Source organism: Acinetobacter sp. AR2-3 (assembly GCF_001878775.1).
GTDB classification, from domain to species: Bacteria; Pseudomonadota; Gammaproteobacteria; order Pseudomonadales; family Moraxellaceae; genus Acinetobacter; species Acinetobacter lwoffii_D.
Window position 1 is genome coordinate 99,790 of the sequence record NZ_MJIQ01000059.1, and the last position, 17,178, is coordinate 116,967.

18 protein-coding genes are annotated in these 17,178 nt (G+C 39.9%); 10 read left to right on the forward strand and 8 right to left on the reverse strand.

The window, feature by feature from the left end:
* Window positions 1-10 precede the first annotated feature (10 nt).
* The 3 genes from BFN00_RS11550 to BFN00_RS11560 all read left to right on the forward strand — a co-directional run bounded on the left by BFN00_RS11550 (window position 11) and on the right by BFN00_RS11560 (window position 5,596).
* Window positions 11-793: a hypothetical protein gene (locus BFN00_RS11550; protein ID WP_071851782.1), complete on the forward strand. Its 783-nt coding sequence runs from the start codon at window positions 11-13 to the stop codon at window positions 791-793.
* Between the two features lie 396 nt (window positions 794-1,189).
* Complete coding sequence (locus tag BFN00_RS11555; RefSeq protein ID WP_420909160.1) at window positions 1,190-4,306, forward strand: DUF8426 domain-containing protein; 3,117 nt, start codon at window positions 1,190-1,192, stop codon at window positions 4,304-4,306.
* A gap of 12 nt (window positions 4,307-4,318) precedes the next feature.
* Window positions 4,319-5,596 (forward strand): McrC family protein, encoded by a 1,278-nt coding sequence (locus BFN00_RS11560; protein ID WP_071851784.1) that lies wholly within the window; start codon window positions 4,319-4,321, stop codon window positions 5,594-5,596.
* Window positions 5,597-5,718: 122 nt separating this feature from the next.
* On the opposite strand, the gene BFN00_RS11565 is transcribed toward BFN00_RS11560, so the two are convergent.
* The gene (locus BFN00_RS11565) at window positions 5,719-6,591 is read right to left on the reverse strand and encodes a competence protein CoiA family protein (protein ID WP_071851786.1); all 873 of its coding nucleotides are present in this window, start codon (window positions 6,589-6,591) and stop codon (window positions 5,719-5,721) included.
* A 102-nt stretch (window positions 6,592-6,693) separates the two neighbouring features.
* Here BFN00_RS11565 and BFN00_RS11570 point away from each other — a divergent pair, with 102 nt between their 5' ends.
* The 3 genes from BFN00_RS11570 to BFN00_RS11580 all read left to right on the forward strand — a co-directional run bounded on the left by BFN00_RS11570 (window position 6,694) and on the right by BFN00_RS11580 (window position 9,469).
* A complete protein-coding gene (locus tag BFN00_RS11570; RefSeq protein WP_071851788.1) occupies window positions 6,694-7,677 on the forward strand; it encodes a hypothetical protein in 984 nt (327 codons plus the stop codon).
* A 33-nt stretch (window positions 7,678-7,710) separates the two neighbouring features.
* A complete protein-coding gene (locus tag BFN00_RS11575) occupies window positions 7,711-8,397 on the forward strand; it encodes a metallophosphoesterase (protein WP_071851789.1) in 687 nt (228 codons plus the stop codon).
* A gap of 835 nt (window positions 8,398-9,232) precedes the next feature.
* The gene (locus BFN00_RS11580; protein ID WP_004278931.1) at window positions 9,233-9,469 is read left to right on the forward strand and encodes a hypothetical protein; all 237 of its coding nucleotides are present in this window, start codon (window positions 9,233-9,235) and stop codon (window positions 9,467-9,469) included.
* A 7-nt stretch (window positions 9,470-9,476) separates the two neighbouring features.
* Here BFN00_RS11580 and bioB read toward each other — a convergent pair whose 3' ends face one another.
* The 3 genes from bioB to queG form a co-directional block, all read right to left on the reverse strand.
* Window positions 9,477-10,478, reverse strand: a complete 1,002-nt coding sequence (gene bioB / locus BFN00_RS11585; RefSeq protein ID WP_004278930.1) for a biotin synthase BioB — start codon at window positions 10,476-10,478, stop codon at window positions 9,477-9,479.
* Window positions 10,479-10,611: 133 nt separating this feature from the next.
* Window positions 10,612-10,815: a hypothetical protein gene (locus tag BFN00_RS11590; RefSeq protein WP_004278929.1), complete on the reverse strand. Its 204-nt coding sequence runs from the start codon at window positions 10,813-10,815 to the stop codon at window positions 10,612-10,614.
* A 126-nt stretch (window positions 10,816-10,941) separates the two neighbouring features.
* Window positions 10,942-12,036, reverse strand: a complete 1,095-nt coding sequence (gene queG, locus BFN00_RS11595; protein ID WP_071851791.1) for a tRNA epoxyqueuosine(34) reductase QueG — start codon at window positions 12,034-12,036, stop codon at window positions 10,942-10,944.
* A gap of 23 nt (window positions 12,037-12,059) precedes the next feature.
* Here queG and BFN00_RS11600 point away from each other — a divergent pair, with 23 nt between their 5' ends.
* Together BFN00_RS11600 and BFN00_RS11605 are read left to right on the forward strand one after the other, a co-directional pair.
* Window positions 12,060-13,517, forward strand: a complete 1,458-nt coding sequence (locus BFN00_RS11600; protein ID WP_071851793.1) for a bifunctional ADP-dependent NAD(P)H-hydrate dehydratase/NAD(P)H-hydrate epimerase — start codon at window positions 12,060-12,062, stop codon at window positions 13,515-13,517.
* 10 nt (window positions 13,518-13,527) lie between these two features.
* The gene (locus tag BFN00_RS11605; RefSeq protein WP_071851795.1) at window positions 13,528-13,800 is read left to right on the forward strand and encodes an acylphosphatase; all 273 of its coding nucleotides are present in this window, start codon (window positions 13,528-13,530) and stop codon (window positions 13,798-13,800) included.
* Between the two features lie 3 nt (window positions 13,801-13,803).
* Here BFN00_RS11605 and ruvC read toward each other — a convergent pair whose 3' ends face one another.
* The gene (ruvC, locus tag BFN00_RS11610; protein WP_004278925.1) at window positions 13,804-14,349 is read right to left on the reverse strand and encodes a crossover junction endodeoxyribonuclease RuvC; all 546 of its coding nucleotides are present in this window, start codon (window positions 14,347-14,349) and stop codon (window positions 13,804-13,806) included.
* Between the two features lie 125 nt (window positions 14,350-14,474).
* Here ruvC and BFN00_RS11615 point away from each other — a divergent pair, with 125 nt between their 5' ends.
* On the forward strand, window positions 14,475-15,041 hold the full coding sequence (locus BFN00_RS11615; RefSeq protein ID WP_071851797.1) for an FxsA family protein: 567 nt from the start codon (window positions 14,475-14,477) through the stop codon (window positions 15,039-15,041).
* Window positions 15,042-15,158: 117 nt separating this feature from the next.
* Complete coding sequence (locus tag BFN00_RS11620; RefSeq protein ID WP_071851800.1) at window positions 15,159-15,797, forward strand: LysE family transporter; 639 nt, start codon at window positions 15,159-15,161, stop codon at window positions 15,795-15,797.
* Here the strand turns inward: BFN00_RS11620 and BFN00_RS11625 are convergent.
* From BFN00_RS11625 to BFN00_RS11635, 3 genes are all read right to left on the reverse strand, one after another.
* Complete coding sequence (locus tag BFN00_RS11625; protein WP_005106537.1) at window positions 15,781-15,987, reverse strand: hypothetical protein; 207 nt, start codon at window positions 15,985-15,987, stop codon at window positions 15,781-15,783. The genes BFN00_RS11620 and BFN00_RS11625 overlap by 17 nt on opposite strands.
* Window positions 15,988-16,131: 144 nt before the next feature.
* Window positions 16,132-16,377, reverse strand: coding sequence for a hypothetical protein (locus tag BFN00_RS11630; RefSeq protein ID WP_004278921.1), 246 nt, complete (start codon window positions 16,375-16,377; stop codon window positions 16,132-16,134).
* A gap of 295 nt (window positions 16,378-16,672) precedes the next feature.
* Window positions 16,673-17,178, reverse strand: a 506-nt coding sequence (locus tag BFN00_RS11635; RefSeq protein WP_082180569.1) for an FAD-dependent oxidoreductase, incomplete at its 5' end; no start/stop codon positions are given.

Here is a 17,178-nt window from a genome sequence, read left to right on the forward strand (position 1 = left end):
GAAAAATATAATGGGGTTGTTTAGTTCTATTGGTGGTTTTGTTAGTAAGGCTGCAAGTGCAGTTGGCAGTTTTTTAGGTGGAGCTGCATCAAGTAGTGGAGGTGGAAGTGATCGTGAATATGGTGGCTCATATTCAACGTCGACTTCTACAAGCTCTACAGTGACCAACTATGATCCAGATAAGGTGGAAGTTGCTAAACTAGAAAATGAACGTGTCGATCTAGTCAAAAATGCTCAGCTTGAATTGATGGAAGTCAATGCTCGTCTGGAAGCAGTGATGATTGAAGCTCGATGCAAAGGCTTTCAGGCGATGCAAGGCTCAATGATGCAAATGCTTAAAGAGGTCAATTTACTCGCTGAAGAGCGTTTGGTTCTCTTGGAGAATGGTAGTCAGGAACAAGTTCAGAAAGTTGAAGCAATGTATGCTGATCTGGGAAAAGACATCGAAAATGACGACTTTATGTTTTCAAAAGTTCCACAGATGTTGGATATAGCAAACAAATTCCCAGAGGAATCAGACAGCCGAAAACTTTATATGAGTGGTATTGACCGAGAAATGGCAAAGCATTTTGATTTCAAGACAGAACAGTTGAAGAAACTGAATGAACGTTGTCATATTGTCGTTGCCTCTGTTGTTGAAAGTAAAAAGCAAATGCAGGCCCATATTGATACCGTCATTTCTAAACGTATTGAGCACATTGAACAGGTGATGCAAGTGAATGCACAGCTTCCTTATAGTGCGACGGCACAGATTGGTGGTGGTGATTCATTAAAACTTGAACAGAAGTCTTAAATCAATGGTTAGCAACAAAAAGCTAGGTGATGTACCTGGCTTTTTGTGCATTGTTGAAGGTTTTAATTAAATCAGGGGTAAAAACTTGGCTATAAAGAGATAAAAACTATGAATCAAAATGGGATTAAAACTGTCAGAGCACAGTAATTCACAGATAAACATCATGTACTTGCAGAAAGAATTTTAGATGTGGTGGGTCGTATATACGATGGATACATTAGGCTTTACGGTATCTTAAAAGAAACAGACCAGTAATTTTATGACCTGACGGAGTTTTGCAGACGTATTTGGGTAAAAGAAAGTAAAGCTTGGGTAGCATTGGCTGGGGCTTGGCGGAAGCTATAAAGTAATATTCTGATCAGTATTCATTTCATTAAAAGATATTTGGGGCATAACGTGTCAGTAGAGCAACAGCAACTATTACTTTGGGATCAATTTTTAGCACTTTGGCCAGTCGAAAGAGTTAGGAACATGACACTCGAAGCATATTCTCAAGCTGGAAATAAAGACAATTTCACCTATTGGCTGGAACGTGAGACTAAACCAATTGCTAATATTTTAGGCGGTTCGGCATTTAAATTTGGTATTTATCACCGCAGCGCGACTGAAGATAAGCAAGATGGCAAAGGAAAAATCTATCAAGATGGTTATGCATGGTTAGAAAAATATGGTTCAACCAAAGAACAAGCTTTTTTAGAGGTAAAGAAGCGAGTTATTGAAACCATTGAATATGCACAAGCTGGTAATTTAGAAGCAATTGATGCACTAGATTTTTCACCTGTCGTTAAGTGGAAGATTGCCTTCTTATATCAAAATCAACAGCAACCAAAAATTATTTCAATTTTTTCAAAAACAATGCTGGATTTTCTGACTGAGAATAAGAAATTTAACTATGCTGAAGCCTATCAGCATTTGATAAATGCCAAAGGGGAAATGTCTTTACTCGAATATGGCAATCAATTGGTTCAAGAGTATATAGAGGCTCATCCTAAGCAGACCTATCTGACACCAACAGAAGCAGATGAAATTTTAAATGCAAAATATCCTGATCAATATATCAGTCGTCAAAAGATGACTGTTGTTACCAATGAGGTTGGACGTGAAATTGCATTGGTGCTGACGGGTTCAAAAGCAAGTTTCTTTATTGAAATAGATCCTGAAGGTTGTACGGATTATAGATTTCAATTCAAATCCACGAAAGAAGTTCCTAACGGAAAATACTCTGAGCATGATGGGCGGCATAGTGGATTAAAATCACAAAGTAAAAACTTGTGGTTAGGTAATAGAGCTTATTATATCGAGATAGAATCGGCTCAAGAACTTGAGGAATTCTGTGATTGGTATGAACAAGAAATACATCAATCTCACGCTACGGTGCTTGAGCGCAAAGTAAAGGAATTTTTAAAGTTTTGGCCAATAGACCGTTTAAAAGACCTTACACTTGAGCACTACCACCAAGCTAAAAATAAAGAATGTTTTATTACGCAAATTGACAGCTTTGATCCAACACAAGGCGATCCTACCTTTGCTTGTTATTTTGATATTTGGGAGCCTATAGGCCTAGGAAATAACGACAAATATCATAATGAAAAGCCGTATTCATGGAATAAACGGCTTGGGGATGATGCAAGTCTCGCATTTGAAACACTCAAGCAAGAAATACTTGAGATTGTAGATGCAGCTCAGCGCCGTGACTTAAAGGCAATTGACCAAATTCAGTTTACTAAAGGACTGAAGTGGACGATTGCATTTTTATATCAGGATTTTAACGATCCTTTCATCATTCCAATTGTGAGTAAAGTGAATACAAAACGTATTGGCTATGATCATCTATACCCTAAATTACCACTTCCAGAGTTTTTACCTCTTTTATTGGCTGATAAGGGAGAACAGCAATTTTTCCCTTATGTAGAAAAGCTTTTTGCGATGGTAAGAAAAGGCTACCTGGATAACAAACAAAAGAAACAGCAAACTGAAGAATTAATGGATGAAGTCATGACTCAACAACCTTTAAACCGTATCTTATTTGGCGCTGCAGGTACAGGTAAGACATTTCATACAATCAACCATGCACTATCCATTATTGAAAATAAAACCCTTGAATCATTAGAGGATGAAGATCGCACGGTGCTCAAAAAACGGTTTGATGAATATAAATCTCAAGGGCAAATCAAATTTGTCACCTTTCATCAAAGCTTTAGCTATGAAGATTTTGTAGAAGGGATTCGTGCTGAAACGGATGATAAAGGAAATTTAAAATATCCGGTTAAAGCAGGGGTATTTAAAGAAATCGTTGAGTTGGCTAAAGGAAATGTTCAATCCAATATTGAAGATGAAATTGACCTATCAAATAAAAAAGTCTGGAAGATGTCTTTGGGGAAAGCAGGGATTGAAGATGACCTGTACCGCTCTTGTTTAGACAATAATGTCATTCTGCTAGGATGGGGGGATGCAGTTAATTTTAGTAAGTGCGAAAATATACAGTTCATCAAGAGTAAATTAGCTGAAGTTAATTATCCTAAAGACAGTGAAGATACAGCTGCTGGTTATGTGAATACTTTCAAGAATAAAATTCAGAATGGTGATTTAGTCGTTATTACTGATGGGAATTTGAAGTTTAGAGCAATTGCTGAGGTTACAGGGAATTATGAGTATGATGAAAATCAGGAGTTTGGATATCATCAGCTCAGAAAGGTCAATTGGCTAAAAACTTTTTCACCAAGTTTGAAAAATGAGGATTACTTTAAGAAAATTTTCTCTCAATCAACAGTCTATAACTTAGAAAATGCTGTTGATAAATCGAAGCTATCAGCTTTGTTACAGCCAGAAGCTAAGCATTCAAGTAACTTAGAAAATAAATATGTATTGATTGTTGATGAAATCAACCGAGGTAATATTTCACGTATCTTTGGTGAATTGATTACTTTAATTGAAGATTCAAAACGTGAAGGAGCAGATGAAGCTTTATCTGTAACTTTGCCATATTCTAAAAAAGAATTTTGTGTGCCTGATAATGTTTATCTGATTGGGACGATGAACTCATCTGATCGCTCTTTAACAGGTTTAGATATTGCCTTGCGCCGTCGCTTTACCTTTATTGAAATGCCTCCAAAGCCAGAATTACTAAATGATGTGAATGTCGAAGACGTAGATGTTCAACAGTTACTAACGGTCATTAATCAACGTATTGAAGTCCTGCTGGATCGTGATCATTGCATTGGTCATGCTAATTTCATGTCATTGAAAGATCAGCCAACCTTGCAAAATCTCGCAGATATTTTTAAGCAGAGGATTATTCCACAGCTTCAAGAATACTTTTTTGATGATTGGTCAAAGATCAATATGGTCTTAAATGCCAATGGCATGCTTAAACCAAAAGTAGTGGAAAAATCAGCTTTATTCCCTAATGTCGATACTGGTTCAGAAGGCTTCTTTGAAGATCAAAAAACCTGGGAATTAGTTGATTCCACATTTGATTCACTTGAAAGTTTTACTAAGATCATTAAGCATTAATCGGGGATATCTATGCCTGATTTTACAGTTCGAGAATATGCCTTCATCAGTATCGCTTATGAAGGCTGTCCTAAGTCGACACTAGACCATGCTTATATTTCTGAGTCTGCCTTTGAGCATTTGTGTGAGTTGGCTGCATCCTTTTCAAAGCACGGCGCGAAAGTATTTGAATTGGCAGGTCGAAGAAAGATCAAGCTAGATCAGTATGTGGGTGTCATTGAAACCAAATGTGGCACACGTATTGAAATACTGCCGAAGCATGTGGAAATGAGTGGGACTGATGATCAAAGTATCATTCAGCAAGAACGTAGACTGCTTCAGAAAATGCTCAGTGTTTCTTTGCATTTACCCTACCGTGAAGCGGGTGCGGCGAACCTAAATCGCTTTAAACAGTCACTGCATGAGTGGATTATCAGCCAGTTTTTAGCCTCTTTTGAACGATTGGTTCAACGTGGCTTACGTTTTGACTACAATCGAGTTCAGGAAGAGCAGAAATTCTTAAGAGGGCAGTTGCAGCATGTAAAATACATGCGCCAGCCTCCTTCTAAAAGGCATATTTTCCCAATCGAACATGATGTATATGAGGTCAATCGCCCTGAAAATAGGCTGATTCGTACCGCATTGGAAATCGTCTGTAAAAAGGCTAAAGATGCGAGTAATTGGAAATTAGCGCAAGAACTCCGCCTGATGACGGGTGAAATACCACGAAGTCAGAACATAAGGCAGGATTTGAGACAATGGCAATCAGGACGCTTACTTGCGCTCTATGATGAGATTAAGCCTTGGACTGAGCTAATCCTTGGCGAATATATGCCTGTATCAACGTCCGGTGAGTGGCGTGGTATGAGCCTGCTGTTCCCAATGGAAAAGTTGTTCGAGCACTACGTGGCCTATCATCTGCGCCGTAACTTGCCTGAATCTAAGGTCAAGACACAGCATGCGATGGAACATATCTGTAAACATCAAAATAGCAATATCTTCAAACTCAAGCCAGATATTTTTATTGAGCGATCTGATGATAAAAATATTGTCATGGATACCAAATGGAAGTTGATTGATCAAAGTGATCGTAGTGGACGATACGGTTTAAAAGACAGTGATATTCAGCAGATGTTTGCTTACAGTCACTTTTACTTAGAACATGAGAGCGAAGTAATATTGATTTATCCTTATAGAGTTGAAAAGTTTAATCGGTCTTTAGATGAGTTTGAGTTTAGGCAAACGGATGGTGCAAAGCTGCGAGTCGTACCATTTAATCTGGATGAGCCAGAAAATTTTAAAATTATTTAGTCTTTTATCTTGTGAGGTTAGTACCATATTTGGGACTTAAAGCTACTTTTTAGCTAGATAGGTCCCAATTTAAGTACTTATCATTTGTCGTGATTAGGCAAATATTTATGGGTAATATGCCTTTATTCATTGAGTTCTTTGAGTCTTTGTAAAACCTGTTCCGAAAATGGGAGCCAGTAGTTCCAAGATTTATATGTAGGATTGTATGAGCCGCGTCCTTCACGTTTCCATTGTTTTAGCATCGCAGTGATTGCAGGGTTGTATGCACTATTTACTGAAATCATACCACTCGCAAAATGGCGAACATTAAGGTGCATGCCTTTAACTTTAAATTTATAGTCCTGCCAATTCGGACTGGTGTTCTGTAGTTCAGGCGTTACTGGTAGTGTGGTGGTTACTTTGAAGGAAGTAGAAGCTATTTGTTGCTGAGTGGATTGTTCTTGCGGAAGGGGGTAAATCCATTTTCTATTGTCTAGGTTCTCGAGGATTTGCTGTTTGGCTTCTGTACTTGGAATTGCAATATCATTTTTAAGAAGTGATGATAAATCGACTTCAATACATTTTGATTTAAAAACCTCAATGCGTTTTAGTTTTTCAGCATCAATAAAATGAGTGACTGCGATCTCAATTAAAATAGGTTCGCCATCAAAATAACCAATAAGGTCAGGGCGAATTAAACCGAGAGAAAATTCAGGTAATAATTTTTCGAAGGTCCACCATGCAGCTTCACTATCTGAGTCAGGTAGAGCAGGAAGCATAAGTCCCATAGATTCAAGAATAACCTCTTTGGCATATTTATGTAGTACGGATTCAGGGTTAATCGTACAGCTTACTTTATTACTTGCATGAGCAAAATGATGTTCCTTAATCTCACCTTTACGAGCGATAACAGCTTCACCACATTCAAAGCAAGTGCATTCGCATGCGAGCCCACGTTCAACCTGCTTAATATTAACCAATTTATTATTTTCGTTTAATGCAATATACATCGTCATGATTAAAATCCTTTAGGAAGTTGATTTACTCATTCACTATGCTTGTGATCTAATTGTCCAAACACCGTATAAAGGGGAAATACGGGTAAAATGGGGGTTTAAGTGTCTGAATTAAAATTAAAAGTTTTTATTGTGTTAGATGAGATTTTAAAGAAGGACTTAGCAGATAACAGGGCATACGATTGCTTAAAAGTAATCTGTAGAGCATCGATTGATGCTTTAAATGCTCAAAATGAAGAACCAATAACGTATACCAGGTATCAACTAAAACTTATTCTTGATGGTCAGCAATCTGTTGTATCGATGGATTCTAAAGATCTAGGGAAGTGGATGAGTTACAAAAAATTAAGTGCATACCTTGATCGTGTCATCACAAAACATACTAAAAAATTTGAAGAGATTGGTTATATTCCAGTTGTAAAAACCAACGATACAATTGGAGGAAAAGGGAATGAGCGCCGTTATTGGTTAGATATTACAGAATATGCTCAGATCCAAAATGAAGAGGATCAAAAGCTTGATGAAGATGAAATTTCTTATGAACGGGTAAATCCTTCAGAAATTAAATTGTCCTGGTTTTACCGATTTATTTTTAAAAATGGTGAAATGAAAAATAAAAGTATAAGAGGACTGTTTATGTTAATCGTTCTTTTTGGCGGTTTTATTTCATGGGCTATATATGTTTGTGCATTTTCATTAGTTTTAGTACGTGAAGGACAAAATTTCACGACTCTTGATTTGTTGCTTATAGTCTGTCTAATTGGATTTTCTTACCTATCATTCAAATATTGGTACATTCCGTTATGGAATTTACCAGAGCATCGTGTCATTAAGGCACCTATGACTTTTATTTCACTTAATGAAGATCATGCTGATATTGAGATGTATCGTGATAGAGAGCGTAATAAATTAACACGTGTAACTCGGTTTAGAGGGATATGTCCGATTTGTTCAGCAGAGGTTGTACTTAGAACTGGTCAACCTGATCATAATTTGCCGTTAGTTGGACGTTGTGTAGAAAGTCCTTTTGCGCATGTGTATAGCTTTGATCGAGTACTAATGATTGGGAAGCTGTTAAGTCGTTAATCATATTGAAATTAAGGGTGATCATTTAAGTCAATGAATTATTCTCCTATTTTGACAATCAATACAAATCAAAGGGATCATATATATGTGGTTGGTGATTTGCATGGCTGTTATAGCCTTTTGATGCAAGAACTCCAAAAAATTCATTTTGATTTTCAGAATGATGTGCTCATTTGTACGGGTGATCTTGTAGATCGAGGTGAAGAAAACTTAGCGTGTATTTCATTACTAGACCAACCTTGGTTCTATACGGTGCGTGGTAATCATGAAGAAATGTGTCTCAAGTCACCTCATGATCCTAAAATAAAAGATATTCATGCACGTAATGGAGGTGAATGGTTTTATCAGTTATCTCAAACACAGCGGCTAGAAATTATCGAGCGTTTTAAGCAGTTACCTTTAGTCATAGAAGTTCAATTGGAACATAAAAAGATTGGTGTGGTGCACGCAGACATTGACATACATAATTGGAATGCCTTTAAGCAAGATATTAGTCAAGGCGACTATAAGATCTCTGGTGTAACTTCTGCTTATAGCAATGCACTTTGGGGGAGAGGACGTATCCGTAATCATTCAGAACATTACGATATTGTGGAAAATATTGATGAAATTTATCTGGGACACACCATTGTAAAAGAGCATACTAAAATCGATAATTGTCATTATATTGATGTTGGTTCCTTTTTTACCAAAAAACTTTGTATTGTAAAAATCCAATGAATCTGACGATGTGGTAGGGGAGTTTGGTGGTGAAAAAAGTTCGATTGATCAAAAAATAAACACTTGAATCATGTATCCTAGCTTGTATCCTGTAATTTTTTAATATTAATTAGTGTAATAAAAACAATAGGGTAGGAGAGTGTTGTTGTCCGTCTGGGCCCACCATATAAAACAACCACTTAGGTGTATTAATCCTAGGTGGTTTTTTGTTTTTGGATATTATGAAATCTGAAGTAAGCAATTCACTTAATTGATCGTTGCTCTTATCTCGAAGGACTTAAAATGGTTGCCTCTACTGATAATTAACTTTTCTGGTTTACCTTTCAATAAATACTCTTCGTTCCCAGCTTAATAAAAAAGCATCTCCCTCAGATATTACTTTTGTTATCTAGATTCCATAAACATCCTCTTTAATCAAAAAAAAGTTCATATTTATGAAATAATTGTGATGTAGTTCAAAGAATACCTGCAAAAAAAGTGAAAAGTAGATGAAATGCATTTTACAACTGAAAAAATTATGCTAATTAATATGAGATGATTTTTTAGTCAAAAATCATGATGTTTCAGGACGGAATATCTTAAGAAGCGTATTAAAAAAAATGATTAAACAGGAGTTTCAATGATGCTTCAGCTTTTAAGAAAATTGTTTTGTTTGCATATTTATGAGTATGAGCAAATGCAAGAGATCGGGGAACACAGGGAGTGTCGTAAGTGCGGTACGAATAAGGACTAAAGTTTTTGCAAGAAAAGTGAGCAATGGCTCACTTTTTTTATGCTTGTTATGGGCTAATTTCCGTTAAAATTAAAGGGAAATTTCATCACGATGAACAGGCATATGAGTAAAGATTTTCATGCAGATACCTATATCGTAGACAGCAAGCTGGCAGATACGCTGCACTGGCTCAGCCTGCATCAAGATAGTTATGACTCCTTTAGTTATGATGCAGTCACGCAAGCGCTGATGGTGCATCATGCTAATGGAGTAGATCAAATCCGAGTCGGAGATTATCTGAATGCCCGTTATGGTATTTTAATTACTGCACATAACTTTTCTGCAAGTTCATCAAGTTAAACAGTTGTTAGCTTGCCATGGCATCTGTAGCCAGACTGCGAACACTCGGTTTTGGCTGTTCTGCAACTAAACCTAATTTTGCAAAAAGTTGCTGATCTCGACCTTGGGATGTATTAGGGGTCGTCAGCAGTTTTTCACCAGAGAAAATAGAATTGGCACCAGCCATAAATGCCAAAGCCTGATCCGAATCGCTTAAGGATTCACGCCCTGCAGAAAGGCGAATATAGCTTTTAGGCATCAACAAGCGTGCTACGGCAATGGTACGAATCCATTCAATCACATCCAGTTTTTCTACATCTGCCATCGGTGTGCCTTCAATCGGCACCAACATATTAATTGGCACAGATTCAGGATGGATTGCCAGAGTTGCAAGCTCATATAACAAACCAATCCGGTCATCACGACTTTCGCCCAGACCCACAATACCGCCACTACAGACTTTCATACCAGCTTGACGCACATGATCCAGAGTATCCAGACGATCATCAAAGCTACGCGTGCTGATGATATGTGAATAGTATTCACGAGAAGTGTCCAGATTATGGTTGTAATAATCCAGTCCTGCATCTTTCAAGCGTTCAGCCTGTGATCCATTTAGCATCCCCAGTGTCATGCAGGTTTCCAGACCGAGTGCTTTAACTTCACGTACCATTTCCAGCACATAAGGCATATCGCGTTCATGCGGGTTGCGCCATGCAGCCCCCATACAAAAGCGTGAACTGCCTGATGCCAGCGCCTGTTTGGCTTCCTGAATCACTTTATCGACTGCAATGCGTTTTTCAGCTTCCAGTTTGGAATCATAATGCGCTGATTGTGAACAGTATTTACAGTCTTCAGGACATTTACCGGTTTTAATCGAAAGCAGGGTGCTCACCTGAACGGTATTCGCAGTGAAATGTTCACGATGAACCTGTTGCGCCTGGAACACTAAATCCATTAAAGGCTGTTGATATAGAGCTTGTATTTCTTCACGTGACCAATCATTACGTACCGCATCACTACTGTTCATCTCTTTCCCTATCTGTGCTTATTTATCATTCGGTTCATCTTAATAAAAATAAGCTTTTGCTTCACTAGCAAAATATGACCTTATATAAATGACAAAGCCCACACGAGGTGAGCTTTGTTTTTCAGTTGCCAGATTATTTATTACTGTGATTTCCATGAATATCCTGGCCATGCAGATCACTACGGTGCTGCTTGTTAAACACACGCTGATCCTGTTCATGCTGATTATTTTTTGGGGAATTAATCGGGCCATGTTGCGGCTGCTGCTGCTGTTGCTTCTGCTGGTCATGCTGAAGCTGCTCCAACAGTTCTTGATTTGGATTTTTTGATGACATCATCTTTCCTCCACTTCATTTCTGACTATTTTTATTTATGCCATAGTCTGAAACACGGGTGTGTAAGGCTTTTAAGTGAAACTGTGAATCTAGGTAAAGTTGAAATATATTTTTAAGGGCGATAAAAAATTAGCTGGATTTTGCCAGTTGTTCTTGAATGGCCCAATCGATATGTACCTGCACAATTTCATCATGCTGATCACGCTGTTGTTGGAGTGCCTGAATAATATGCCCATCAAAGGGCGCATTGCCCAAACCAATGGCGATATTGCGCATAAAGCTTTGATAACCCGTACGACGCATCGGACTGCCTTCAGTCGCACTTAAAAAGGTGGCTTCATCCCATTGCCATAAATCCAGTAAACTCATCTGATCCAGACCATGACGCGGATGAAAATCCTCTATCGAGGTGACTTGGGCAAAACTGTTCCAGGGACAAATCAGTTGGCAGTCATCACAACCAAAAACACGGTTGCCAATTCCGCGTCGTAAATCTTCTGGAATAATGCCTTTATATTCGATCGTCAGATAGGCGATACAGCGTCGTGCATCCAGCATGTACGGTTCGACAATCGCTTGAGTCGGACAGATGTCGATACACGCAGTACAGGAGCCACAATGTTTCGTCGCAGGTTCATCAAAGGGCAGTTCCAGTGAAGTAAACAATTCACCCAAAACAAAGAATGAGCCTGATGTTTTATGAATCAGAAGGGTGTGTTTACCTGTCCAGCCCATACCGGCACTTTCAGCCAGCGATTTTTCAAAAATTGGCGCAGAATCGGCAAATGGGCGTGATTCAAAATCTCCGACTTTTTCCCGGATTTTTGTCGCCAGAGTTTTCAGGCGACCCCGCATGGTTTTGTGATAATCTCGGCCACGGGCATAACGCGCGATAATGGCAGAGTTGGGTGCATAAGAGATATAACGTGGTTCTGGTACCTCGACCAGATAATCCATACGCACACAGATAATGCTGCGTGTGCCGGGAACTAGCAAAGTGGGATTGGCACGTTTTTCCAAATTCTCTTCCAGAAACTTCATGTCACCATGATAACCACGATCCAGATATTCCTGTAAGCGTGCTAATTCTGCTTGAGCATCCGGTTTGGCAATGACACAATCAGAAAAACCCAATTCTAAAGCCTGCGCTTTAATCCATGCTTTTAGCTCAGCTGGATCTTGTTGATAAACTTGAATTTGCGCGTGAGAATCGGGAGTTGTCATAAACCAAAGACAGGGAATAAGAAATGCAGCAACAAGTTTACCATAGCCGCGATCTACAAGCATGGGAGCAGCGCTGGTTTCAGCAGCAAAATAGTTCCTACGGTTTAATGCAACAAGTTGCCTGGGGGATTAGCCAGCGGCTGATCACTTTATTTTCCCAGCAAAAAATAAAAAAAATCGCGGTCTGTTGTGGTCAGGGTAATAATGCCGGCGATGGTTATCTGGTGGCTAAATATTTAAAACAGGCTGGTTTTCAAGCTCATATTTATGCGGCTGAGTTAGGTAATTCTAAAGATTTGGCATCGGCTGTGCTGGAAGCCCAGCGGGTTGGTGTGCAGTTTTATTCGCATTTTGATTTTCAATCCGAATATGAGGTCTATATCGATGCCTTATTCGGAATTGGTCTAAACCGTCAGCTGGCTTCTGACTGGCAAAATGTTATTCACGGCATTAACCGGCAAAATGGGCTCAAAATCTCGATCGATATTCCGAGTGGACTGGATGCCAATACCGGCCAGCCTTTGCCTGTTGCGATCAAAGCTGACTATACTTTCACGGGTTTGGGGCTCAAGGCAGGATTGTTTACTGGACAAGGCAAAGAATATGCGGGCAAGATCGAACTGATTTCTGCTATTCCGACAGATACAGAGCTTCAACCGATTGCCCAGCTTGCCTCACATCAGATTCAATTGCCCAAGCGTGAAGCCTTTGGTCATAAAGGCAGTTATGGTCATGTTCTGGTGATTGGTGGACATGCTGATATGGGCGGTGCAGTGATCATGGCGGCAGAAGCAGCATTTGCTGCAGGAGCAGGTAAAGTGACGATCATCTGTGATGCAAAACATCATACTGCGATTTTGTCACGTGCACCGAATATCATGCTGCGTGATATCAATCTCTTAACTCAGGAGCAACGCCAAGCACTGATTCAGCAGGTCGATGCAGTGTGTTTTGGCATGGGGTTAGGTCGTGATCCTTGGGCAAAAGCGCAATACGAAATCTGGTTTGAACTGAGTCAGCAATCTGCTCTAGAGGTTATTTTGGATGCGGATGCCTTATGGTTTCTGGCCAAGCAGCCTCAAGTTTTGAATTCCCAGACTTATGCGACTCCGCATCCTGGGGAAGCAGCCACATTACTGGCATGTAGCACTGCGGAAGTTGAAATGGATCGGATTGCAGCCATTCATGCCCTGCAACAAAAATATCAGGGACAGTGGGTGCTAAAAGGTTCAGGCAGTCTGATTCTGGAAGAAAGGCTTTACATCTGTGATGCCGGGAATGCCGGTATGGGCACTGGCGGAATGGGGGATGTGCTGGCCGGTATGATTGCCAGTTTAAAGGCGCAATTTGCACAAAAAATTCATTTGCATGAAATTGTGACGCTACATGCACTGGCAGGTGATGAACTGGCCAAAAATGGCGAACGCGGTTTACAGGCGCAGGATATGAAACATGCGATTTATCAGGTGGTGAACCGTTAAAGAGGATAGTGTGCCAGTCATCAAATTAAATATTTCAGGCCAAGTCCAAGGAGTTGGATACCGTTATTGGTTTGCCGAGCAGGCTCAAGCACTTGGGCTGAAGGGGCATGTACGGAACTTAAGCACGGGTGAAGTGGAGGTGGTTATTGTTGGAACAGACTCTCAGCTTGACGAAATGATTGCACGAAGTTGGCAAGGGCCTGCTCGTGCAACTGTACAAGCGGTTATTCAAGAGCATCTGGAATCTGACCTAGATGTTCAAGACTTTAGAATATTGCGTTGAACCTTAGCGACGACGGCTGCTGACACGACTCCGGCCGCGTGCCATACCGCCCAACGCATTCAATACTGCCATTTTACTCATGCTGCCTGAGGCGTGGGCATGACAAATGGCAGCCGCCAGGGCATCCGCCGCATCTTGTTGCGGTTTGATGCTGAGTTTTAGAATATTCATCACCATCATCTGTACCTGTTCTTTATCGGCAGCACCATAACCGACTACCGACTGCTTGATCTGGCGCGCGGTATATTCAGCGACTTTCAAATCCAGATTGACCAGTGCAGCAACAGCAGCACCACGAGCCTGACCAAGTTTTAAGGCAGAATCCGGATTTTGTGCCATAAAGACCTGTTCGACTGCAGCTTCAGTGGGGCCATAAAATTTTACAATGCGCTCCACGCCGGCAAAGATCCGTTTTAAACGTTCAGGCATTTCTGTCGTTTCTGTTCTGATGGTGCCGGCATCAACAAAAGTCAGTTTGGAGCCGTCTTTTTCGATAATTCCGTAACCGGTTAAACGAGAACCGGGGTCAATCCCAATAATTAATGACATGCCCGCACTTTAAAAATAGAATAATGCCCATATTGTTACATAAGCGTATCAAAAAAGCTTGATCCTGATGAAGCAGTTGATTCCAGCATCCTATTATTTATTTTACTGAGATTAGATTAATTTTCATGAAATTATTTCTTATTATCCTTGCAGGCTTAATCCTAGAAGTATTTGTCTGGATTGGCGTGGGTGACCTCGTCGGGAGCATGTGGTACGTATTTTTCTGGTTTGTAGCCGCATTTTTTATTGGTATGAATCTGATCCGTAAATACTCGGCCGGTGTCATGCCACAGATGCAGCAAATGCAAATGGGGCAGATGAGTGCAGATCCTGCATTAACAGGAAATTTACCTAAAATTCTGGCAGGTTTCTTTCTGCTTATTCCTGGATTGATTACCGACGTATTGGCAGTATTGATGCTCATTCCAGCGGTTCAGCAGGTTTTTAAGGCTGCTATAATGAAAGCGATGATGAAACGTCAGCAACTCATGATGGAAAAAATGATGGGTGGCATGATGGGCGATATGGGTGGTGCACAAGGCCAGAACCCATTTGCCGAGATGATGCGTCAAATGCAGGATATGCAAAATCAGCAATCAGGTCGCGGTGATTCCAACATTATTGATGGTGAAGCACGTGAAGTGAGACTTGAGGCGAAAAAAATTGAAATGAAAGATATCAATCCAAAATAAATGTTTTATTTAAAAAATTCTATTTAAGCCGAATCTGATGATTCGGTTTTTTATTGGAGCTTTCTAATCTCTTTGAACAAACGTTATAATATATTTTTATAAATTTACCTTATTTTAATGTCTCTGCTTTTTACGATCTGTCTCCTGCATTTTGTTGCTCAACTCAGTCCCGGTCCCGATATTTTGCTCATTGCCAAAAGTGCCGCATCTACCACACGCCAGAATGCCTTGAAAATTATTGCAGGGATCTCTGCCGGTATTGTGGTTTGGGTAGTACTGACACTTGCGGGTTTTACTGTGTTAATTGACCAGTTTCCATGGATCCAGCACGCCTTAATGCTTTTGGGTGGCATATTCTTGGCTAAAATGGGATGGGCCATGTTAAAGGGTGGTGTGCATAGCTTTAAAAATGGACATCAGACCGACGACGATACAAATGGACAGGTGCAAGCTAAAAACTATTTTATGTTGGGCTTATGGACCAATCTTTCTAATCCCAAAACACTGATCTATTTTAGTAGCGTATTTTCACTGGCCTTAAGTTCGTCTGCTTCCGATTATTTGAAAGCACAGTTAGCGGTAATTATTCCCTTGCAGACTTTTATCACCTTCACTTTATTGATGCTGTTGATTTCCCAACCAAAAATTAAAATCTTGTACCAGCGTTCGGGGAGTTATATTGATATGATGTCAGGCGGACTATTTCTGCTATTTGCATTGTGGTTATGGTATGACGCACTTATTCTGATGAATTAAGGAGGGTATCTTCATTTAATGCTGGAGATATTGGTGAGGTCGGGGAAGGAGAGGCTAAATTGTCTGGTGTTTTAACCGCCGTTTGATAACGATTAGGCTTTAAGGTGGTTTCAGTATTTTCAGAGCCTTGATAACTGCGACTACGGTTAGCGCGCTCACGCAATCCACCTTTTTTAATTAACTGAACCATGGCACATCTCTCATTCAAATCCACAGCTATTGTAAATCAAAGCTGGATTTGATGAGGTTATTTTCCGCATCTCTATTTGAATTATTCAAGAGTAATAAAAAGACTTGTTTGAACTAACAGGTCTTTGCTGTGAGATGCATGAAATTAGCGAAGTCTTTTATCTTCTTCTTTTAAAACATCCAGTATAGAGTGTTGTATAGGAACTTCTTGTTGTGATTGCACATACAAATGCACGACTTTAAATACGATTGCTGTAACGAGGCAGGCCACAAGACAAAAAATCCAGAAACCAAAAGGGCTGCGAATATGATGTGAGCCACAGTTTGAGCATGATTTTTCTGTAGAGTCGACTACTTTTTCGCAGCAAGCACAATGATATTGATACTGCATTATTCTTCTCCCAGGATGTTATCCTTTTTATTCTTCGATCATGAAAGATGATTCAATTGGTTTTTTATCATAGGTAGAGCAGCATCAGCTTGCAATAAGCAATTGCTGATAATTACATAGAGACAATAGAGACAATAGAGTATAAAAATTCATTACACAAGCAGTAGGATTTTCTTAAAATGTAAGAAATATTTTCATTAATCAAATAATAATCAATGAATTAAGAGTTAATTCTCTTGAAAATATACATAATAAAGCCCGCATCAAGCGGGCTTTATTTGAGCTAGTCTAAAACTTACTGCCCAGAACGGATGATGTAATCAAATGCAGACAGTGATGCCTTCGCACCTTCGCCGGTCGCGATGATGATCTGCTTGTATGGCACTGTGGTACAGTCACCTGCAGCAAATACACCTTTCACATTGGTTTCATTGCGATCGTTAATCACGATCTCACCACGGTTGGTCAGCTCAACTGGGGTTTCTTTCAGGAAGTCCGTATTTGGCAACAAACCGATCTGCACGAAGATCCCTGCAAGTTCAACTGTATGCTCTTCATCCGTAGCACGGTCTTTGTATTTCAGTGCAGTCACTTGTGCACCGTCACCCAGTACTTCAGTCGACAAGGCATTCTTGATCACGGTGGTGTTCGGCAAGCTGTTCAGTTTGTCTTGCAGCACCTGATCCGCACGCAATTTGGTATCAAATTCCACCAAAGTTACATGCTCTACAATCCCTGCCAGGTCGATCGCAGCTTCCACCCCCGAGTTACCACCGCCAATCACGGCGACACGTTTACCCT